The sequence below is a fragment of the Bacillus sp. 7_6_55CFAA_CT2 genome (assembly GCF_000238655.1).
GTDB lineage: Bacteria > Bacillota > Bacilli > Bacillales > Bacillaceae_G > Bacillus_A > Bacillus_A cereus.
This window is the reverse complement of sequence record NZ_JH414710.1, coordinates 131946-153732: the sequence shown is the minus strand read 5'-3', so window position 1 is coordinate 153732 and position 21787 is coordinate 131946. Positions and strand designations below refer to the sequence as shown.

The window sequence follows — 21787 nt, the reverse complement described above, 5'->3', positions numbered from 1 at the left end:
CCTGGTTTTCTGTTCCTTCTACCTGGTTTTCTGTTCCTTCACCTGGTTTTCTGTTCCTTCACCTGGTTTTTCTGTTCCTTCACCTGGTTTTTCTGTTCCTTCACCTGGTTTTTCTGTTCCTTCACCTGGTTTTTCTGTTCCTTCACCTGGTTTTTCTGTTCCTTCACCTGGTTTTTCTGTTCCTTCACCTGGTTTTTCTGTTCCTTCACCTGGTTTTTCCGGACCTTTTTCTGTATCTTTTTTATTTGTAATTTGAAGTTTTACAAATTCAATTTTTTCATTAGAAATCGTAAATTTCATTTCCTTATCGGATAAAGTATATCCTTCTGGCGCTTGGATTTCTTTTAAAGTGTAATCTCCTGGTTCTAACTTCTTAGAAGTCGCTTTACCGCTCTTGTTTGTTGTTAATGTGTCGATTTTTGTTCCGTCTTTCCAAATTTCAAACACTGCGCCTGCTAATATTTTATTTGTATTATTAGCGTCTACCTTTGTAATTTCTAATTGACCTGTAATTTCTTCTTTCACTTTTTCATTCATAACTTCTTGTTTTACTACTTCATTTGCTACAACGTTTACTTCTACTGTTACTTCTAACGCCTTATAACCTTCTGGCGCTTTTGTTTCCTCTAACGTGTACTTTCCTGGCACTAAGTTTTCGAATTTCACAACACCTTCTTTATTCGTTGTTTTCGCTTCTCCAACTACTTGACCAGCTTCGTTCTTTAATTTAAATTCTGCACCTGCTAGAACTGTTCCACTCTCTGCATCCTTTTTGATTACTTGTAAGCTTCCTAGTTCTTTCGCATTTTCTATTTGTACTTCTACTACTTTGTTTGCTTCCACAACGACTTCAATTTCTTCTTTTAACAATTTATATCCTTGTGGTGCTTTCGTTTCTTTTAATGTATACTTTCCTGGTTCTAATTTCTGTGAAACTACTTTACCAGTTTTATCTGTTCGTAACGTATCTACTTTTTTACCATCTTTATACACTTCGAATTCTGCATCTGATAATACTTTCGTTTTATCTTGAGCATCTACTTTTACGATTTCGAATTGCCCAAGGCTCTTACCGTTCGTTACTTTTACATCAATAACTTTTTCACCGTCAACTGTTACATGAATTATTTGTTTTGTTAACTCATAACCTTCTGGTGCTTTTGTTTCTTCTAACGTATATTCCCCTGGCACAAGTCCGTCTACTTTAACCGTTCCAGACTTATCTGTTGTAATTCCTTCTTTTACAACATTTCCTTTCGCATCTTTCAATGTAAATTCTGCGCCTGCTAAGCGTTTCGTTTGATCTTTATCATCCATTTTAATAATTTGTAGAGAACCTAAGATTTTTTCGTTTTCTGCCTCTACTTTTACTACTTCTTTCTCGTTTTGAATTGTTACTTTCCATTCTTTATTTGAAAGCTTGTAGCCCGCTGGTGCTTTCGTTTCTTTCACTGTGTATTCACCTAGCGGTAATTTTGGTGACATCACTTTTCCACTCTCATCTGTTTTCAGTTCCGCTACCTTTTTACCATCTTTATACACTTCGAATTCTGCACCTGATAACAATTCCGTTTTATCATTCGCATCTACTTTCACGATTTCGAATTGACCTGTTACTTTTTCATTCGTAACTTCTTGTTTTACTACTTCGTTCGCTACAACGTTTACTTCTACTGTTACTTCTAACGCCTTATAACCTTCCGGCGCTTTCGTTTCCTCTAACGTGTACTTTCCTGGCACTAAGTTTTCGAATTTTACAACACCGTCTTTATTCGTTGTTTTCGCTTCTCCAACTACTTGACCAGCTTCGTTCTTTAATTTAAATTCCGCACCTGCTAGAACTTTTCCACTTTCTGCATCCTTTTTGATTACTTGTAAGCTTCCTAGTTCTTTTGCATTTTCTATTTGTACTTCTACTACTTTGTCCGCTTCCACAACGACTTCAATTTCTTCTTTTAGCAATTTATATCCTTGTGGTGCTTTTGTTTCTTTTAATGTGTATGTTCCTGGTTCTAATTTCTGAGAAACTACTTTACCAGTTTTATCTGTTCGTAACGTATCTACTTTTTTACCATCTTTATACACTTCGAATTCTGCATCTGATAATACTTTCGTTTTATCTTCCGCATCTACTTTCACAATTTCAAATTGACCTGTTACTTTTTCGGGGATCTTTTTATTCACCACATCTACAGTCACTACTTTATTAGCCTCTACATTAACAGAAACTGAACTAGATGATAATTCATATCCTTTCGGTGCTTCTACTTCTTTTAATGTATAGCTTCCAACTGGAAGTTGTTTCGATAAGGCTTCACCTTTATCATCTGTAACAATTGTTTCCACAACTTTCCCATCTTTATCGATAACATCAAATTTTGCACCTGGTAGAAGTTGACCAGATTCACTATCTTTTTTCAATAATTTAAATTGGCCATTCTCTACTTTTTTCGTATTCTTCATAACAAGTTCAATTACGTTTGTATTATCAATTGTTATTTTGACTGGTGTATCAACTTTTATATATCCTTCTGGTGCATTTATTTCTTTTACAAAATAGTCACCAAGTGGTAAATCTTTAACTTCCGCAATACCCTTTTCGTTTGTTGTAACAGTAGCCACAACGTTATTATCTTTGTCTATAACATCAAATTTTGCGTCTTTTAAAACAATATTTTCATCTTTTTCATCAACTTTTTTAATTTGTAAATGTCCTTTTTCAACTGCTGGTTTATTCCACTTTGGCCAGTTAAATTTAAAGTTATGAACCTCAAAACCATCTCTTTGGTGTAATCCTCCAACATAGGCTTGTCCATTAATAGAACCACCTTTTGTTTCTACAACTGCATTAGGTGCAAACACACTACCTACTACACCATAACCTTTAGTTGTTATCTTTGTAGCATTAGGAAATACCCAAATTACCTTACTAGCTAACTCAGTAAAAGATGAATTAGGATCGTATGCTTGAGATGTATTAATTAAATCCGTCGCTATCCCAGTATTTCTTGTATCATACAAAATTGCACCGCCACCAAAACTCACTTCTTCTGCATCTGAATAAATAACAATAAAGTCTTTATTCTCTACATTCGGAAGAAAAACGTCTTTTACATCAAATGTTTTCTTTCCAGTTTGGCCTGAAGAGACATAAATATTAGGGTTATTTAAATCTTCACCGATGCCAAAGCTCATATTAGGTTTTGGCTTATCAGTCTGTAGTTTACTTGCATCCCCGATTACACCATCAACGTCTTTTCTAAATTCTTTAAACTTAGCATCAATCTCCGCTTGCTCTTTATAAGAGATACGGTCATATGATGTTTTCATTGCGCCATCTGGGTCACCGTCTTTTGTCATCGCCACTGTTCCATCTTGAATAATTACTTGTCCTGCTCCCGCTTTCGTAAATTGACCGCCTAGTAATAATGATGGATATCCTTCATCTACCCAAGTTGCTCCAGCTAAGTTATTTGCTCCAGTTGCAGCCGCTACGACTGTATAACTTGATGCGTTCATATTTTTCTGAACAGCCATCGCACCTTCAATATCCGCACTCGTTGCACTATGATCTCCAAAAATGATGGCATTGTAATAAGATACATCACCTAAACCTTTTAATTCTGTTGTAGCTGCCTCTGCTTTAAATGGTAAGTGGATTAAAAAATTCATACATATTAGTAATACAACTATTAAACTACTACTTAACTTTTTAATTTTTTGATTAAATGATTTCCTCAAGAAATTCATTCCCCCTTTTAAACTTCCTAAAACCACAAAAAGAAGTACATATCATATGTACCAAACCTTACTCACATTAACTTAAAATAATCCATTTAAATAAAACAAAGAAACACTACAACTACTTAATAAGATTGCTACAATTCATTTTTGAAATAATACGTGAACTAAACTGTCATGCGGAAATACTTTTACGTATGGGAGCCCAATAAAATTAATCTGAAGAATATTTCATGTGGTGTAACTATTTTGGCAACATCATTCACTTTACATTAGTTTTCTAAAGGATTCAAGTGAATTGTATAGATTTCATACACAATTCATATTTTAAAACGCTTTCACTGTTTTTAATAAGATAAACAAAAAAACGTAGCCAAAAAGCTACGTTTTTCTGTCATCGTTTCGGTGTATTTTTATGATTCTTCAAAAACGGAAGCGGGAATTGCTTACGGAAATGCTCTTTAATCATATACTCTACACCGTTTTCGCTATTTGAACGTGTAATCCAATCTGCTGCTTGCTTTAATTCTACAGGCGAGTTCCCCATTGCTACCCCAAGTCCCACGTTTTCAATAATCTCTAAATCTTCCATACTATCTCCAATCGCAACCATTTCATTTAGCGCAATATTTAAATGCTCTCCAAGCAATTGTAATCCACGTAACTTTGATACATTTTGCGGTAAAATTTCTATTCGTTTTGAATCACATTCAACATACTCTACATCTTGAAATGCTTTTCTTAATGTGTTCAGTCCTCTTTCTTTTTCACCTTTCGTTTGGAAAATAACATCAATTTTTGGCGCCGCTACCGGATGGTCACGAAGCGCATCACCTAACGAATCTACAAATTGAACTGGATAAAATAACGGGTCTGCACTTGATAATACAGTGCGCGCAATTAAGTTTGGTGTATTTCTCTCACGATTTCCGATTGAAAACCGTTCATGAGAAATACGTACGTTACAATCAAAGTGCTCTAACACTTGCACAATATTAAAAGTCTTCTCTTCAGATAATCTTCTTTGAACGTACGGCTTATCTAACGTTGCTGAAACGAAAGCACCACCATGTGTCACTAATATAGAATCTAATTTTAACGCCTTTGCTACTTTATGAGCGGATTGAAAATTACGACTCGTAAATAACGTAACGTATACATCTTTTCTTTTCACAAATTCAATTGTTTCTCGTAATCCTTTTGCAATTTTTCCATTGTTGTATAGTAGTGTCCCATCTATATTAAGAGCTAGTAAGCGATAAATCATGTCGCACTCCCCCTCTTCGCTGTTGTACTCTATCCATAATTTATGAAATAAATGTAGCAAATAGAACGAGTTAGAATTACTACTGAAAATTTGGTTTACTATATACATATACACTTAGCAAAGGAGATAGTACAATGCAGGCACCTCCTTCTTTTTATGAAGGCGACACGTTAGAAGTCGCAAAAAAATTACTCGGGCAAAAACTTGTTCATATTGTAGACGGAATAAAGCGAAGCGGAATCATTGTAGAAGTAGAAGCATATAAAGGCCCAGATGATAAGGCCGCACATAGTTACGGAGGCAGACGGACAGATCGCACAGAAGTTATGTTTGGTGCACCAGGGCATGCTTACGTATATTTAATTTACGGTATGTATCATTGCTTTAACGTTATTACAGCGCCAGTGGGCACCCCGCAAGGTGTTCTCATTCGAGCTCTTGAGCCGGTAGATGGAATAGAAGAAATAAAACTAGCGCGCTACAATAAGACCGAAATTACAAAAGCGCAGTACAAAAATTTAACGAACGGTCCTGGCAAACTATGCCGTGCACTTGGCATCACTTTAAAAGAACGCGGTGTATCGTTACAAAGTGATACGTTACATATTGAATTAGTTCCAAAAGAAGAACACATATCATTACAATATAAAATAACAGCAGGACCTCGTATTAATATCGACTATGCAGAAGAAGCTGTACATTATCCGTGGCGTTTTTATTATGAGGGACATCCGTTTGTTTCAAAGAAATAAACGATATCGACTTACCGACAAATAAAAGAAGACTGTTCCAAAGTGGAACAGTCTTCTCCTTTTACTCCGCACCTTCCGCAGTTGCAATATTATCCTCTAAGTTTTCTCTTGATAATTCAGCCGCCATAAAATCTGCTGTTTCTGGAAGTGCTAAATGCATATGAGCTTTTTGACAAATTTGGATCGTGCAGTTTTCTACAACATAGTCGAAAACATGTCCGCCTCCGCTTCTTTCATCATCAATGTAATGTAAGTGGAATCCAGCTACCCCAATACCTTGTGCGTAATCTGGTGTCCAAAATCCAGCAAGCGTACCTTCTGTATTTTCAAACGAAAAGATTGGTTGCGATTTCGTCACTTCAACGAGTGGTGTATACGGTTTTTCTTGTCTTGGAACAGTTCTCGTTCTTACTTCACGGAACGTACCGTCCATTCGAATAGCGTAAAATAAGTTTTTACTTGGCATTAATTCATGTAATACCGCTTCAACTTCTTCACGATTCATCGAACGCTCTACCGTATAACTCATTTCTTTTTCAAAAAACGTTACAGTTGCAAATGGCGTTGTTTCTTCTGGCTCTACTTTTTCCGCTGAACCGTCTGAACGTAAATGATAAAATCCATTATCAAATGCAATCATTTCACCGTCTAATTGATCAAATGTGCCGATGCCGAAATCACCATGTTTTTTCAAATCTTCAAAGCTAATCACACCATCATATACACCATCTAATAGCGCAAGCATTGTAGATGTTTGATATACTTCATTACTCATTTTCGTTTTTTTTGCATCAATATCAATTAATTGCGCAACAGTCATCTCAAATCTGCCTCCATTAGTTTAATTGGTTTGGTAATAACTTTTCACTTAATTTAATGTTGTCACGATAGTCAATTGGAATATCAATAATGACAGGGCCGTCTGCTGCTAGTGCTTCTTTCAATACCCCTTCTAATTCATCAGGCGTGTTAACACGAAGACCTAACGCCCCGAAACTTTCCGCATATTTAACAAGATCAACATCACCAAACTCTGTAGCTGATGTTCTGCCGTATTTCATCATTTGTTGGAATGCAACCATATCATATGTGCCGTCTCTCCAAACAAGATGGACGATTGGAGAATTTAAACGTACCGCCGTTTCTAACTCCATCGCTGAGAATAAGAAACCACCGTCACCTGATACGGAAACTACTTTTTTACCTGGTTCTACTAAAGTAGCAGCAATTGCCCAAGGAAGTGCAACACCTAACGTCTGCATACCGTTACTAAATAATAATCTACGTGGTTCATAAGAACGGAAACATCTCGCCATCCAAATAGAATGGGAACCGATGTCACATGTAACGGTTGTGTCGTCACTAATTAAAGAACGAAGTGTACGAATCACTTGAAGCGGATGTGTAACACCTTCTGAAGGACGATTTGGAACTTCTGCTTGTTCTGATAATTTCGCGCGTAATCGTTCTAACACTGCTTCTGATTTCGTACTTAACACAAGTTTCGGTAACTTTTCTGCGATGCTATTTACTGTTAAGGCAATATCACCAATTAATTCACGCTGTGGTTGGTAATCATGATCGATATCTGCTTGATGGTCATCAAGATGAATAATCGTTCTGTCTCCAAGTTTATTCCAGAACTTTGGATCATACTCAATTGGATCATAACCGATAGAAATAACAAGATCTGCCTCTTCTAGTAAAATATCACCTGGTTGGTTACGGAATAGTCCAACACGGCCGAAGAAATGATCTTCTAACTCACGTGAAATGGCACCAGCCGCTTGATATGTTTCAACGACAGGAAGTTCTGTATCCGCAATTAATTTACGAACGGCTTTCGTCACTTCATTTGTGCTCGCTCTCATACCGAGTAAAATAACTGGTAATTTCGCTGCTTTTATTTTATCTACTACATATGTAATATCATGTGTGGGAGCGATTCCAAGCTGTGGCTTAGAAAGCGCACCGATAGACTCTACAGTCGTTTCCGCAGTCATAACGTCTTGCGGCAGACTTACTAAAGTAGCGCCTGGATTTGTGGAAGTCGCACTTCGGAATGCATTCGATAGTGCTTCTGGCACATTATCAGGATGCTCTACTTCTACGCTATATTTTGTGATTGGTTCGAATAGTGCAGCATTATCCATAGATTGATGCGTACGTTTTAATCGATCTGTACGCGGAACTGCACCAGCTAAAGCAACAACGGGATCACTCTCCGCATTCGCAGTAACAAGACCTGTCGCTAAATTTGATGTCCCTGGTCCTGAAGTTACAAGACATACGCCCGGTTTCCCTGTTAATCTACCAATAGCAGCTGCCATAAATGCTGCGTTTTGTTCATGACGACAAACAATTAACTCTGGTCCTCTTTCTTGCAGTACATCAAATACAGAGTCAATCTTCGCTCCTGGAATACCGAAAACATGTGTAACACCTTGTTTAATTAAACAATCAACAACAAGATCTGCTCCTTTTGTTTTTGTCTTCACGTCGTTTGCTTTTACATCTGTACTCAAACTAATCATTCCTTTGTTTCATAATTTGTGTAATAAAGATTTTAATTTCACCTAGTTAATTAATGTGGTGAAGTATCATTTATCATTATATTACAAATGCATTATTTTTCCAACAATATGAATTCGACATTATTTTGACAAAATTCAAAGAATACGCTTACAACCTTTTGTTTATCTTAAAATAACATTTTTATATCTCTTCTAAAAATGCGCAAAAATATTTCCACCCATTTACATTATTAAAAATTTTATAGTACCTTGCAAAGAATAATAGCAAGTGATATATTTGTAAATAATGGAATAACCATTATTTGGAATATTTTTTATGATTTATATATACCCTTCAAAAGGTAGATATAGATTGTGCTGTTTAGAAAGAAGATAAGATTCTCAACTGTAATTCATCATTCTATAAAGGAAAGTGATTGTTATGAACAAAAATGAATTTTTGGAACAACTTAGTTCCTCTCTGCAGAATATGCCTAATTTAGAAAAGGAGGATATTATCTCGGAGTACGAAACTCATTTTATTAGTGGTAAACAAGATGGAATATCTGAAGAGGAAATTTCTAAAAAGCTAGGAAACCCTAAAACTATCGCTAAAGAACTTAATATTTCATATGTAATCAGTAAAGCTGACAAGAAACGCAGCCTAAAAAACATTATGACAGCACTGTTTTCTGTTATGAGCTTAAGTCTTTTAAACTTTATATTTATCATTATCGCCTTTTTCGTATTACTCTTTCTATTACCGCTTCTTCTAGCACTTATAATTGCTACACCGTTATTAATTATTTCACCTATATTATTAATAGGGTTAGGATTCTTTAAAGGGTTTCATCAAATCAGTTATTCCGATGTTTACAATGTATTCATAGCCTTTTGCATCGGCTTACTAATATCAGTCATATGTTATCAAATAATAAAACATCTATACGTAGCTTTAGTTAAATATTTGAAATGGAATGTAGCTATTTTGCAACGACACTAATGCAAAAGGAGATTAAGATGAAAAATTATATTTTATACCCATTCATGTTACTTACAATGTTATTTCTATCAGCTTGTTCAAACAGTGTACAGCCTAAGGAAAAAAATGATGTACAATCTATCAAAGATGTTGCTATTAAAGTTCCAGAAAATATATTTAGTTCCTCAAAGAAAAATGAAACTATTAGTGAAGACGAAATGAAACAAAATATAAAAAATTATATAGATTATAGTTGGGAGTTAGCTGAAAATATAATTCCTCTCGCTTCAACAAATTCTGATAAGAATTTCACTGAATCTGACCGAGAAAAATTACAAAAACTAATAGAGTTAGCGAAGCAAAATGATGCAAACTTCCATAATTTTATTAGTAACAATACAATCCCTGATGATTACAAAAAGCCTTCAAAAGAAATATATGAATTTATTTCATCGTCTACAGCACTTTCAGTAGAACTAGATCAAGAGTTGGACAAACTCGCCCAAGATGGTAACTTATTCAAGGCGAATTTTTCTTTTACGAAACGCCTTGAGAAAATAAATGGGAGGAAACAAAAAGAGATTGAAAAGTTTTTGAAAGAAAAAAATATTAAAACTTCAATTAACAGCAATAAAAAAATTAACCGATGTGTTACATATCCCTTTCAAAATAATCAATAAGAAATGGCTATTTTGAAAGGGAGCTTTTGTGATATAACTATTAAATTCCCTAAACAAAAAAGACGCTCCTAAACTAGGAGCGTCTTACACTATTATGCTTGTTGTTGCGCGCTATATAATTCTTCAAGTGGCTTCATGATAATTTTGTTAACGTCACCGATTACAACGTTTAGGCGTTGCTCAGTTTCCATTAATTTTGTAATTTTAGCATCTTGTTGAATGCGAGCTACAACTTCTTGTGCTTGTTGGTTGTCTTCTTCAGTGATTTCTTGGCCTTGCATCATTTTTTGTTGTAGGCTAAGTTGCATTGTACGGAACTCATCGAATAAGTTCTTTGAAGCTGTGTCAGCTTGAACTGCTGCGTAGCTCTCTTTTAAAGTTTTGAAGTCATCGTTTTCAGCGATTGCTTTTTGTAATTCATATGCAACATCATGAATGTTCTTTGTCATTTTATTTTTCCTCCTTTAGAAGGCTAGCGCTTTTCATACGCACTGCCTTTTCAGTGCATTTACATACGCACCTCTTCTTACCATATCAAACTATGCAAGAGATGTGAAGAAATTTCACTTTTATTTCTATGTACTCACCTTATTATCTAAGAAACAATAGTAACAATCCTTGTACGAGCCCGATTATTCCGCCTAATAACGCTCCTAAATACGTAATCATTTTTAATTCGTTTTTCGTAATAGACAGAACTAAGTCTTCTAATCTTTCTGTTGAGAATGTAGACACTTCTTGCTGGACAATTTCCGCAAGGTGTAGATTGTTTAGTATACTCTCTACGTTTTCTGTTCCCCACTTTAAGCCTTTCGTTACTGCACTTGGAACCACTTTTTCAATAATTGTTTCTCGAACTGGTTCACATACTTGCTGAACCGATTGATTTAAAAACTTACTCACTGTTTCCTCTACTTTAACTGCTGACAGCACGGAGCTTACAATCATTTCTTTCTCTACAAATGCTTCTAATTCTTTTACATCTCTTCCTTTTAACTTTTCCCACTCTTTTTGCAGTACGTCAGTTAAAAGCTGCTTTGTAGCATCTTGCCCTAAAAACTTAATAACTTCTGGCTGCACACGATCCACTAGACTCACATTTCCTAAAAACATCCCAACTAAGTTAAGTAGCGTTCCACGAGAAGCAAAGAAATCATCAATCATTTTTGAAAGACGCGCTTTCCCTTCTTCACTTTCAAAAAAGCTAATTCCTCGCTCTAAAATAAACGCCGAGGCATTCGGAATCGCATTCTCTATCTTTTCATGTACAGAATGAGGTAAAGCCTGTTCCCATGTATATGTATAATACTCTGCTAAAAATGCATGAATTTTTTCTGTAATCACATGTTCGATTTTTCGAGTTGCTTCTTCTTCTACATGTGCTACATTCCATTTTTCTAACATATATCGCAGTGATTGTTCATTCGTAATTACTTTATCCACTTCCACTTGCGCCCAGTGAATTAAACCTTTTTGAAACTCTTCATTTGTTAGCTTTTTTCCGATTCCTTCTGGTGTTAACAAATGTTCTACAACCATTTTTCCTAATTGAACAGCAAGTTCATCACGCCGCTTCGGAATTAACCCTGGTGTAAATGGAACTTGAAACTTTCCGATATAAATAGGACGATGAGGACGAAATAACATTTTTATCGCTAAATGATTCGTATATCCTCCAATAATTGCTCCGAGTCCTGTCGTCGTTAACATATTTAACCATATATTCATTACAATCAACCTTTCACTTCTCCAAAACTATAGCATATCATCATACGGACAAAAGTATAATGGTATAAAAACGTATTTGCAATATATAGCTTCGCCTATTATGCAAATAGTAGTAAAGGAGTGATTTCGTTGGTTCTCGGCCTTTTAACTTCTAAACTTCATTATGAGCAAACGTATTACACCGAAATCGCTAAACGCGCTCGGCTTTATCATAATGTCGTTGCCCAGTTTACGCCATTTTGTATTGATCCTAAAACAGACCTTGTTTCTGGTCTTATTTACGATACAGATACAGGAAAATGGAAAAAGCAAACATTCCCTATTCCTTCTTATATATATGATCGTTATTCTTTTCAAGAGGAAACAGACTTTGAAAAAGTAAAATCAATTATTCACTCTTTGCACAATCGTCCTTCCACTACCTTTTTAAATAACACACTTATTAATTCAAGTGAACTACATGATTTATTTCTCACTAATAAAAAACTGTCTCCTTATATACCAAAATTTGAAATTGCGACGATACAAAACATTTTCAAACTGTTGTTAAAAACTAAAGATATTATTATACGCCCCACTAATATACATTCTAAAGATAACTTATATCGAGTCGCTTACAAAAATAAAACGTTTCAGATCGATACAGTAAATGAAAAATACCATACTTCTATTCCAATCAAACGCACAGACGAATTTATATCTTGGTGTAAATCTAACATACGTTCATCACGTTACATAGCGCACATTATGCTACAACCACCAAATCAATTAACATATCCACTGCACATTCGAACCATTTTGCAAAAAAACAAAGAACAAACTTGGAATGTTATCGGTCAATTTATACAAAAAAGCTCATTTCCTAATCAGCTTTTACCCTCAACAACGGACGATGATTCATTGCATTCATTTTCAAAAATTAAATACGTACTATCTAGTACAGGTGTGCAACTATTGCACGACGCTTTACACGACATTATAAATGAAGTATTCCAAACACTAGATCAGTCTTATTCTTCGTTATTTGAACTAGAACTTTCCACAATTATGGATCAAAAAGGTGCAATCTGGCTTATGTATGTCAACACGATCCCTCCTTACGAACAATACATTCGTCATAGTGATTCATTAGCTGAAAAGATATTTCACGGACCACTTAAATTCAGTCGCTTTACACCATAATGAAAGGAGGTAAACCTATTTTGAAAGAACATATATATACATTAAATATTTCAGATGAACATCCAAATAGCATTACTTTACCTTACGTTTTTTCTATTACACCACCTATTACATCCCTCTCCTTCGGCATACGTCATATAGCAAGTGAAGAAGTAAAAATTCATTATTCCTTTACTCGCGAAATTATTATCGGAAAGCATATTGCCGAAAAACTTTTACTGCCTCAATCAACTACTATTCATGCATTCACACAAAACCAAACAATTATTTTCGGACCATTAATCGGCATTTTTACAACTGGCTTTAACGATGATTCTTCTAATCCTTTAGGAAATCGTTCAATTGCTCTCAGTGAGTTGTTAACACCACCATTCTCATTACGACCGTTCGTATTCGTCTTTGGCGTTCAACATATAAACTGGGAAGAAGAAACAATTGAAGGATATTTCTTTCGAGAGAAACAATGGATAAAGAAAAAGGTTCCTTTACCAAACGTCATTTACGATCGACTACCGAATCGACAAGCAGAAAATTACAAACCAATTGTCAGAGCAAAAAGAAAATTAGAACAAGACTACTCCATTCCATGGTTTAACCCAGGGTTTTTCAATAAATGGGAAGTTCATCAACATCTTATGAAAGACGAATCAATTAAACCCTTATTACCAAATACAGAAGCATTTCAGCATTTCGAACAAGTAGAACGGTTTCTTGGCACATATAAATCAGTGTACATGAAACCAATACACGGGAGCTTTGGTAGAAATATTCATCAAATATTTTATTCTCAAACAGAAAATTGCTACTACTGTCGTTATCGCGAAAATGAAGAAAACAAACTGAGAAAGTATCAATCATTAGAAACTCTTCTAAACCACGTATTAAAAGGGCATGATTTAAAAAAGTTTATCGTACAGCAAGGTATTTCGTTACTTCGCTTTGATGGTCAACCTGTTGATTTCCGCATTCATACAAATAAAAATCATTTCGGTAATTGGATAGTTAGTGCAATCGTCGCCAAAATCGCCGGCAAAGGCAGTTTAACAACGCACGTAAATAGCGGCGGTAATACAAAATTGCTACAAGAGCTTTTTCCAGATTCAACGAAGCAAGTTCAAATTGAAAATAAATTAAAACAAACAGCTCTGCAAATAAGTTATGCACTCGACGAGCAAGTAACTGGAAACATCGGTGAGATTGGTTTTGATATCGGTTTAGACACAAAGGAAAATCCGTGGTTATTTGAAGCCAACTCTAAACCTGGGCGAACTGTATTCCAAGATGCCAAATTAAAAGAACAAAGTGAACTGACACGCCAGTTATTTTACGAATATGCCATCTACTTAACTGAACATTCTTTACGTGATACAAAAGAAAAAATGTCCCAAATAAAATCCGGGACTTCATCAAACACCGAATGTATCCCTTCTCCTATGATTCACTCACAAATGCAAAAACAAAAACTTCCACCTAGATAATAAGGTGGAAGTTTTCTATTTACACAAGTTTTACTACAACCTCAGTTTCCACATTACATACTCCGCAATAAAAAATATGATTGCAATATTCATTTGAATTATTATGCGTTAAACCATCTACTGCACTTAATAATTCTTGATCCATATAGGCACTATAATCGTCTATATAATCTACAGACTTCCCATAATCTTGGAGTATACTTTGGCAATTTTGACAAGAATATGTTTGTGATTCTAATGCGTTGCAAAGCGGGCAAATTCCCATCATGATTCCTCCATACGTTATCGTTTAAAGCCTCTCTTTTTTAGAGTGAAGAGAGCACCACCTATCCGCGGTCACTCCATCTCTACTTAAAAATAGAACTATAAAGTTGCTACCGATCTCATTTTTATTTCAATGAATCCTATATAAGAAGCTAATAATTAGCCTACAAGTAGCAGGCTACAATGAGAAAATTATATTTAATATCTTCCTTAGTTTGGCCTGTTTTCTTAAAAATACAACGATTACTCTTATTTCATAATTTACGAAATCAATAAGTTTTTTTGACAAAATTTACAAATTATTATTTTGTATATCTTTCTAGGTAACATCCATACTATGAGTACAAACTTAATTACCGATGGATTAGCGCCAATCGGGGCGATAATCTGGTTCAACTCCAGCTAGTCCAACCAAAAAAACTTTTATAACTCTAAGGAGGATATATTCCTATGGCAAACCAAAATTCTTCAAATCAATTAGTAGTACCAGGTGCAACAGCTGCAATCGATCAAATGAAGTACGAAATCGCTCAAGAATTTGGTGTACAATTAGGAGCAGATTCTACGGCTCGCGCTAACGGTTCAGTTGGTGGAGAAATCACAAAACGTCTAGTTGCAATGGCTGAGCAAAGCCTTGGCGGATTCCACAAATAAATATATATGGCAAAAAGGTCTCAAGGCATATGCCTTGAGACCTTCCTTAATTTATTGCAACATTTGTAAAAACTTCTTCGTACGTTCTTCTTTTGGATTTGTAAATACTTCTTCTGGTGTACCTTGTTCGACAACGACACCACCATCCATGAAAATAACACGGTTCGCAATTTGATGTGCAAAACGCATTTCGTGCGTTACAATAACCATTGTCATGCCTTCTTTAGCAAGTTCTTTCATTACTTTCAGAACTTCTTGAACGAGTTCAGGATCAAGCGCTGACGTCGGCTCATCAAATAGTAACACTTCCGGCTCCATCGCAAGCGCGCGCGCAATTCCAACGCGCTGTTGCTGTCCGCCTGATAATTGGAACGGATATAAATCCACTTTATCTGCTAAACCAACTTTTTCAAGGAAATAGTGTGCTTTTTTCTTTGCTTCTTCTTTCCCCATCTTTTTCACTGTAACGAGCCCTTCCATTACATTTTGAAGTGCTGTTAAATGCGGGAATAAATTATGGTGCTGGAATACCATACCTGTTTGCGTACGAAGATTAACAATATCTTTCTTCGTTACTTTTTGAGAGAAGTTAAGCTCTTTATTACCGATACGAATATTACCAGCGTTTGGCGTTTCTAATACATTGAGACAACGTAAGAATGTCGTTTTACCAGATCCAGACGGACCAATAATAACAACAACCTCCCCCTTCTCAACTGTTAAATCTATATGCTTTAGTACGGTATTATCTCCGAAACTTTTTTGTAAGTGCTGAATTGAAATCATAAAAACAAAAACTCCTTTTGTAAAAGGATTATTTTAATGTGTAGCGTTCTGAACGCTTTTCTAACATCTGTTGTACGATTGATAATAAGAAACAAATAACCCAATAAATAAGACCTGCTTCAAAATAAACAATTAAAAACTCGTAGTTCATCGCCGCAATTTCCTGCGCTTTTCGGAACATTTCTGTTACTAAAATTAACGATGCTAACGAAGTATCTTTCACTAAGCTAATAAATGTATTCGAAAGCGGCGGGATTGATACGCGCGTTGCTTGTGGTAAAATAACACGTTTTAATGCTTGTGGATATGTCATCCCAATTGTATAAGCTGCTTCCCACTGCCCTTTCGGAATGGAAAGGATAGAAGCACGAATAATTTCAGATGCATATGCACCGACATTTAATGAAAATCCAACAACTGCTGCTGTATATGGCTCAACTTCAATATTAAGAGTTGGAAGACCATAGAAAATAATAAATAATTGTACAAGAAGTGGCGTTCCGCGAATGATAGATACATAGATACGAGCAATCCATTGTAAAATACGACTACCAGAAATACGTGCGAGCGCTGTTAACGTTGCCAGTATAATCCCGATAATAAATGTAATAAGCGTTAATGGAATTGTTGTAAAAACAGCTTCCTTCAGCATAGGCATGAAGGAAGTCTGCATAATATCTATCCAAGTAGACAATCGATCTGAAACCAATGCACTACTTAGATACATTTTCACCGAACCATTTTTTCGTTATTTTGTCATACGTACCGTCTTTTTTCATATCTTCTAACGCTTTATCTACTTCTTGTACAAGCTTATCGCTACCTTTACGGAATAAGAATCCACTTTCTGAAGCTTCTTTTTCAGTATCTACAATTTTAATTTTTGCATCTTTTTTCGTTTCTAAATAATTTAATACTGATAACTTATCATTAATTGTAAAATCAACGCGTCCTGAAGCTAATAATTCTGCCGCTTGGCTAAATCCTTCTACACCAATAATTTCCGCACCATTTTTCTTAGCGATATCTGCATAGTTACTCGTTAAAGATTGTGCTCCTTTTAATCCTTTTACATCAGCAAATGTAGCAGGCTTATCTTTATCTTTTGCAATAACTAATGCCGCTGAAGATGAAACGTATGGCTTAGAGAAATCGTATTTCTTTTGACGATCTTCACGAATACCAACTTCGTTTGCAACCATATCGAAACGTTTTGCATCAAGGCCAGCAAGTAAGCTATCCCATTGTGTTTCTTTAAATACAGGTTTTACACCTAAACGTTTTGCAACTTCTTCTGCTAATTCAACGTCAAATCCAGTTAATTTATTGCTTGAATCGTGGAACGTAAATGGTGGATATGTACCTTCTGTACCAATTACAAGTTCACCGCTTTGTTTAATCTTTTGTAACGCGTCTTGACTAGCTGTATCTTTTTTCTCTTCTTTACCGCAGCCGGCTACAATCCCGATCGCTAATGTAGTTACTGCAAGCACTGAAAATAATTTCTTCATGATAGTAATCCTCCAAGTATTCTGATAGGAATTTAAAAACTATATTGATTGTATGCAATCTTGAACAATTTTTCAATGAAAATGTTCTTATTTAGTTTATCCTTTTTCTTCATAATCAAACAAAAGGGAAAAATAACGCTACATACAAAAGATAAGTAACATTTTTTAATATAGCATTAATTGTAGGAAAGGTAAAATAATACTTCTTATTTAACTGCCCTGATTCACTAAAAAAAGAACTTGTGAAAATCACAAGTTCTCTCCCATACCTATTAAGCGCTCTGGTTCCCTTCCATTTGCGTTTTGTACATATCATAATAACGCCCGCGCTTTTTCATTAGCTCATCATGAGACCCTTTTTCTAAAATGGTTCCTCTATCAAGCACAATAATTTGATCTGCGCTTTTAATTGTTGAAAGGCGGTGAGCGATAATAAATGTCGTTCTTCCTTTTTTTACAACTTCTAGTGCTTGTTGAATCATCGCCTCTGTTTCTGTATCGATACTAGATGTCGCTTCATCTAAAATTAAAATGGCTGGGTCAAAAGCGAGCGCCCTAGCAAACGATATAAGCTGACGTTCTCCAGTGGAAAGCGTACTTCCCTTTTCTGTAATTTCTTCATTTATATTGTTCGCAAATCTTTCAGCACCAACATCACGCAATGCTTTTACGATGTGCTCTTTTGAAATTTTTTCATTTTCTAAACTTACATTAGATGCTACTGTTCCGCTAAATAAAAACGGATCTTGCAGTACAATTCCCATATGTTCACGAGTTGCTTGTTTCGGCATCTCTTTTACATCATGACCATCAATCGTAAGCTTTCCTTTTTCAAACTCGTAAAACTGAAAGAGTACGTTCATAATAGAACTTTTTCCTGATCCAGTATGACCGACAAGTGCCACGGTCTCCCCTTGTTTCGCTTCAAAAGAAATATTTTTTAACACTTCATCTTTCCCATTATAAGAAAACGATACATTATCAAACTTCACATTTCCTTGTAAGCGAGGCATACGCTCTTCTTCTACTGCTTCTCCTTTTTCCTCTAACAATTCAAAAACACGCTCTGATGCAACACGCGATTGTTCTAAGTTAGCAAGCTGATTCACCATATTTGTAATCGGTGAGAACAATCGTGTTAAATAATCAACGAACGCATACAGTATCCCTAGAGAAATGACGCCTGTAGCACTTAATGAAGCGCCACCGAAATACCAAATCACACCTGTGAAAGCGATATTTCTTAATACGGATACTAAATTATGAGAAGTTGCTGCATTTAAATTCAAAATTTTATTTTGATACTTAAAATAATCGCCATTTAATTCTTCAAACTCTTTTTTCGTTTCACGCTCTTGACGGAACGCTTGAATAATTGGCATCCCTTGAATGGATTCATTTACTGTTCCGTTAATATCAGATAAACGAGAGCGCATTTTATGATTGTATACAGACGCGTATTTTCTATAAAGAATCGCCCAAACAATTAAAATTGGGATAATTAATAAACATAATGAAGCGAGCTTCACATCTAATAAAAATAGCGCAGCAAATATCCCAATAATATAGATGATACTAGAAACGAATGTTGCCAGCACCGTTACATATAAATCACGAATGGCCTCTGTATCATTCGTCACACGCGAAACAATTTTCCCCGCCGGTAAATGATCAAAGTACCGAATTGGCAACGTTTGAATATGAGAAAAAACATCTTCCCTCATAATTTGAATAATTTTGTTCGCTGCCTTTTGCAAGAAGAACTGCTTTCCGTATGCAAATAATGATACGACTACTAATAAAGCAAAATAGCCACTACCAAGTAATAATAGACGGTTTATTTCTGGCTTATAAAATGCAAATACTTCTTCCTTTGTTAATGCTTTCGCTTTATAAACTTGCACCGCCTTACCATTTTGAACGGTAATCATATCCCCTTTTACAGTACGTGATCCTTCTACATTTACTTTATTCGGTACAAAATAATATTGAAAACCGACTTGCATCACGCGTACTTCTTTCCCTTTTTTCTCGCCTTGTTCAAAGCGATCACTTCGCTTATAAAAAGCCCCATTATATGAAACAGCATCTTCACTCTGTTCTGTTTCATACCAAGGTTTCTCTATCCCGACGATATGATCGTCAATCATCGTTTTAGCGACGAAAGGACCAGCAAGCTCTGCGATGACGAAAATAAATAACATTAACATCGCAGCAAAAATCGTCCCTTTCACTTTCATCGCGTATTGAAACAATCGTTTTGAAACGCTCATATTTTCACCCCACTATCCGCACTTTCACTTTCACCTTGTTGTCTTTCAAACTGTTCGGCATACCAGCCTCCCTTTTGGATAAGCTGAGCATGCGTACCTTCTTCTATAACTGCGCCTTCATCCATAACGAGAATCCAATCCGCATGTTGCACTGCTGATAAACGATGCGTCGTAATAATCGTCGTCTTTCCGCTTCTTTCCGTTCTTATATTTTCAATGATTGCTGCTTCCGTACGAGCATCTACAGCTGATAAAGAATCGTCCAAAATTAAAATTTCTGGATTTTGAATAACAGCTCTTGCAATCGAGATCCTTTGTTTTTGCCCTCCTGATAAAGAAACACCTTTCTCTCCAACGAGCGTTTCTAACCCTTCTGGTAAAAACTCTAAATCCTTTTTAAACGCAGCAATTTCAATTGCTTTCTCTAGTTCTTCTTCAGTCGCTTCCCTATTTCCGAATAAAATATTTTCTCGCGCTGTTTTTGAGAACAAAATATGCTCCTGCGGTACATAACCAATCCAGCCGAGTACATTTTCATTCGTCATTTTATCTAACGTCACATCAGAAACTGCAATATCTCCATCTCCAAGTGGATATTGACGAAGAAGCTGACGTACGAGCGTCGTTTTCCCGCTTCCTGTTTTTCCGACAACCCCAAGCGTCTCCCCTTGTTTTAAGGTAAACGAAACCTTTTTTAAATTTGTTTCAGTTGATGAAGGATATGAAAAGGTAACGTCATCAAACTGAATATAATCCGGCTCTTGCACAAGCTTTGGATGTTTCGGATCCTTTACATCTGGTTCATACGCTAACGTTTCATTCACACGGTCAAGCGAAGCATTTCCTCTTTGCATAACATTAATTAATTCACCAATTGCAAACATCGGCCAAATCATCATCCCTAAATACACGTTAAATGAAACAAGTTCACCAAGTGTTACCTTTGATTGAAATACAAGATATGCCCCGTACACTAAACCGATTAAATAACTAAGGCCAACAAGCATTTTCACAGTTGGTTGGAATAATGCGTCAATTCTCGCTACTTTCATATTTTTTTCGTAGACGTCATCTCCTAAGTGATGAAATCTTTCCTTGTCTGCATTCTCTTGTACGTATGCACGAATAACACGCACACCAGCGATTGATTCAAGCACTTTATCGTTCATATCACCAAACGCATCTTGCGCAACGGTAAATCTTTCATGCAATTTCTTTCCATATATATTCATCGCATACGCCATAATTGGAAGCGGAATAAGCGCTGCAAATGTAAGCTCCCAACTAATTGTAAATCCCATCATAAAGACAATCGTAAGCATATATAAACTCGAATCCACGAGCGTTAATATACCAAAACCAGCTGTCATAGCGATTGCTTTCAAATCATTTGTCGCTCTCGCCATTAAATCACCAGTACGATTTTTTTGATAAAAAGTCGGCGTCATCTTAAGTAAATGCCCCATAAATTTAGAGCGCATCGTTTTCTCAAGTACAAATGCACCTCCAAACAATTGATGTTGCCATACGAAAGTAAGACCATACCCAACGATTGTAACCCCTATTAAAATAAGAATAGATTGCATAATTGCTTCGTTCGATAACGTTCCTGTTTTTATATTATCTATCGTAACCCCTAACACTTTCGGGGGAATAACTTCAACTATATTTACAATTAAAAGAGCTCCAATGGCAATACTATATCTCTTCCAGTGCTCTTTAAAAAACCATTTTAACTTTAGTAATACTGATAACAATGTAACCTCTCCCTTCTCGTTCTCGTTTCCCTCTCATTTCTTTATCCACTATCCAGACCCATCACATTTACATTTCGTAACCCATACAATCTCATCACATTTTTCCACCTTCCAAAGTTTTTTATCGGAAACAAACAAGGGAAAATAAACAAAAAAAAGCATACCGCCGCTTGACGATATGCACAGGAATGCATAAAAAGCGTACGTTACGATATACGC

At 35.7% G+C, this 21787-nt stretch carries 18 protein-coding genes; 6 read left to right on the top strand and 12 right to left on the bottom strand.

The features are described from left to right. Window positions 1-18 precede the first annotated feature (18 nt). A complete protein-coding gene (locus tag HMPREF1014_RS30225; protein ID WP_009327182.1) occupies window positions 19-3741 on the bottom strand; it encodes an MSCRAMM family protein in 3723 nt (1240 codons plus the stop codon). A 394-nt stretch (window positions 3742-4135) separates the two neighbouring features. Further along, window positions 4136-5008 carry a Cof-type HAD-IIB family hydrolase gene (locus HMPREF1014_RS16385; protein ID WP_000640416.1) on the bottom strand — a complete coding sequence of 291 codons (873 nt, stop codon included), beginning with the start codon at window positions 5006-5008 and terminating at the stop codon, window positions 4136-4138. A gap of 134 nt (window positions 5009-5142) precedes the next feature. On the opposite strand from HMPREF1014_RS16385, the gene HMPREF1014_RS16380 reads away from it, so the two are divergent. Beyond that, window positions 5143-5760: a DNA-3-methyladenine glycosylase gene (locus HMPREF1014_RS16380; RefSeq protein ID WP_001148796.1), complete on the top strand. Its 618-nt coding sequence runs from the start codon at window positions 5143-5145 to the stop codon at window positions 5758-5760. A gap of 61 nt (window positions 5761-5821) precedes the next feature. Here the strand turns inward: HMPREF1014_RS16380 and alsD are convergent, their stop codons facing one another. Beyond that, complete coding sequence (alsD, locus tag HMPREF1014_RS16375; protein WP_000215013.1) at window positions 5822-6580, bottom strand: alpha-acetolactate decarboxylase; 759 nt, start codon at window positions 6578-6580, stop codon at window positions 5822-5824. Window positions 6581-6596: 16 nt separating this feature from the next. After that, window positions 6597-8285, bottom strand: a complete 1689-nt coding sequence (gene alsS, locus HMPREF1014_RS16370) for an acetolactate synthase AlsS (protein WP_000102391.1) — start codon at window positions 8283-8285, stop codon at window positions 6597-6599. A gap of 430 nt (window positions 8286-8715) precedes the next feature. Between alsS and HMPREF1014_RS16365 the strand changes: the two genes are divergently transcribed. Both HMPREF1014_RS16365 and HMPREF1014_RS16360 read left to right on the top strand, forming a co-directional pair. Continuing rightward, window positions 8716-9276: an HAAS signaling domain-containing protein gene (locus HMPREF1014_RS16365; protein WP_001038634.1), complete on the top strand. Its 561-nt coding sequence runs from the start codon at window positions 8716-8718 to the stop codon at window positions 9274-9276. Window positions 9277-9293: 17 nt separating this feature from the next. Continuing rightward, entirely contained in the window at window positions 9294-9935 is a 642-nt protein-coding gene (locus tag HMPREF1014_RS16360; RefSeq protein ID WP_000800755.1) for an NDxxF motif lipoprotein, read from the top strand. Between the two features lie 92 nt (window positions 9936-10027). Here the strand turns inward: HMPREF1014_RS16360 and HMPREF1014_RS16355 are convergent, their stop codons facing one another. Next, entirely contained in the window at window positions 10028-10384 is a 357-nt protein-coding gene (locus HMPREF1014_RS16355; protein WP_000164610.1) for a YlbF/YmcA family competence regulator, read from the bottom strand. A gap of 142 nt (window positions 10385-10526) precedes the next feature. After that, window positions 10527-11663, bottom strand: coding sequence for a DUF445 domain-containing protein (locus HMPREF1014_RS16350; protein ID WP_157466028.1), 1137 nt, complete (start codon window positions 11661-11663; stop codon window positions 10527-10529). 129 nt (window positions 11664-11792) lie between these two features. Between HMPREF1014_RS16350 and HMPREF1014_RS16345 the strand changes: the two genes are divergently transcribed. Both HMPREF1014_RS16345 and HMPREF1014_RS16340 read left to right on the top strand, forming a co-directional pair. After that, a complete protein-coding gene (locus tag HMPREF1014_RS16345) occupies window positions 11793-12845 on the top strand; it encodes a YheC/YheD family endospore coat-associated protein (RefSeq protein WP_000242812.1) in 1053 nt (350 codons plus the stop codon). Window positions 12846-12865: 20 nt separating this feature from the next. Continuing rightward, window positions 12866-14323, top strand: coding sequence for a YheC/YheD family endospore coat-associated protein (locus HMPREF1014_RS16340; RefSeq protein WP_000658101.1), 1458 nt, complete (start codon window positions 12866-12868; stop codon window positions 14321-14323). A gap of 19 nt (window positions 14324-14342) precedes the next feature. Here HMPREF1014_RS16340 and HMPREF1014_RS16335 read toward each other — a convergent pair whose 3' ends face one another. Then, window positions 14343-14588, bottom strand: coding sequence for a hypothetical protein (locus HMPREF1014_RS16335; RefSeq protein ID WP_000510474.1), 246 nt, complete (start codon window positions 14586-14588; stop codon window positions 14343-14345). Between the two features lie 449 nt (window positions 14589-15037). Between HMPREF1014_RS16335 and sasP the strand changes: the two genes are divergently transcribed. After that, complete coding sequence (gene sasP, locus HMPREF1014_RS16330) at window positions 15038-15241, top strand: small acid-soluble spore protein, SasP family (RefSeq protein WP_000013338.1); 204 nt, start codon at window positions 15038-15040, stop codon at window positions 15239-15241. Between the two features lie 51 nt (window positions 15242-15292). On the opposite strand, the gene HMPREF1014_RS16325 is transcribed toward sasP, so the two are convergent. The 5 genes from HMPREF1014_RS16325 to HMPREF1014_RS16305 form a co-directional block, all read right to left on the bottom strand. After that, window positions 15293-16027, bottom strand: coding sequence for an amino acid ABC transporter ATP-binding protein (locus HMPREF1014_RS16325; protein WP_000623608.1), 735 nt, complete (start codon window positions 16025-16027; stop codon window positions 15293-15295). A 28-nt stretch (window positions 16028-16055) separates the two neighbouring features. Next, entirely contained in the window at window positions 16056-16754 is a 699-nt protein-coding gene (locus tag HMPREF1014_RS16320) for an amino acid ABC transporter permease (RefSeq protein ID WP_000281499.1), read from the bottom strand. Then, window positions 16741-17538, bottom strand: a complete 798-nt coding sequence (locus tag HMPREF1014_RS16315; protein WP_000732843.1) for an amino acid ABC transporter substrate-binding protein — start codon at window positions 17536-17538, stop codon at window positions 16741-16743. The genes HMPREF1014_RS16320 and HMPREF1014_RS16315 overlap by 14 nt, the downstream gene beginning before the upstream one ends. Window positions 17539-17810: 272 nt before the next feature. After that, a complete protein-coding gene (locus HMPREF1014_RS16310; protein ID WP_000116651.1) occupies window positions 17811-19811 on the bottom strand; it encodes an ABC transporter ATP-binding protein in 2001 nt (666 codons plus the stop codon). Further along, window positions 19808-21568 carry an ABC transporter ATP-binding protein gene (locus HMPREF1014_RS16305; RefSeq protein ID WP_000953771.1) on the bottom strand — a complete coding sequence of 587 codons (1761 nt, stop codon included), beginning with the start codon at window positions 21566-21568 and terminating at the stop codon, window positions 19808-19810. Before HMPREF1014_RS16305 ends, HMPREF1014_RS16310 begins: the two co-directional genes overlap by 4 nt. Between the last annotated feature and the right edge of the window lie 219 nt (window positions 21569-21787).

Excerpts from the sequence above, each read along its gene's own strand:
- HMPREF1014_RS16385 (WP_000640416.1), bottom strand. The coding sequence starts at position 5,008 with ATGATTTATCGCTTACTAGCTCTTAATATAGATGGGACACTACTATAC.
- HMPREF1014_RS16380 (WP_001148796.1), top strand. The coding sequence starts at position 5,143 with ATGCAGGCACCTCCTTCTTTTTATGAAGGCGACACGTTAGAAGTCGCA.
- alsD (WP_000215013.1), bottom strand. The coding sequence starts at position 6,580 with ATGACTGTTGCGCAATTAATTGATATTGATGCAAAAAAAACGAAAATG.
- HMPREF1014_RS16365 (WP_001038634.1), top strand. The coding sequence starts at position 8,716 with ATGAACAAAAATGAATTTTTGGAACAACTTAGTTCCTCTCTGCAGAAT.
- HMPREF1014_RS16360 (WP_000800755.1), top strand. The coding sequence starts at position 9,294 with ATGAAAAATTATATTTTATACCCATTCATGTTACTTACAATGTTATTT.
- HMPREF1014_RS16355 (WP_000164610.1), bottom strand. The coding sequence starts at position 10,384 with ATGACAAAGAACATTCATGATGTTGCATATGAATTACAAAAAGCAATC.
- HMPREF1014_RS16350 (WP_157466028.1), bottom strand. The coding sequence starts at position 11,663 with ATGAATATATGGTTAAATATGTTAACGACGACAGGACTCGGAGCAATT.
- HMPREF1014_RS16335 (WP_000510474.1), bottom strand. The coding sequence starts at position 14,588 with ATGGGAATTTGCCCGCTTTGCAACGCATTAGAATCACAAACATATTCT.
- sasP (WP_000013338.1), top strand. The coding sequence starts at position 15,038 with ATGGCAAACCAAAATTCTTCAAATCAATTAGTAGTACCAGGTGCAACA.
- HMPREF1014_RS16325 (WP_000623608.1), bottom strand. The coding sequence starts at position 16,027 with ATGATTTCAATTCAGCACTTACAAAAAAGTTTCGGAGATAATACCGTA.
- HMPREF1014_RS16320 (WP_000281499.1), bottom strand. The coding sequence starts at position 16,754 with ATGTATCTAAGTAGTGCATTGGTTTCAGATCGATTGTCTACTTGGATA.
- HMPREF1014_RS16315 (WP_000732843.1), bottom strand. The coding sequence starts at position 17,538 with ATGAAGAAATTATTTTCAGTGCTTGCAGTAACTACATTAGCGATCGGG.
- HMPREF1014_RS16310 (WP_000116651.1), bottom strand. The coding sequence starts at position 19,811 with ATGAGCGTTTCAAAACGATTGTTTCAATACGCGATGAAAGTGAAAGGG.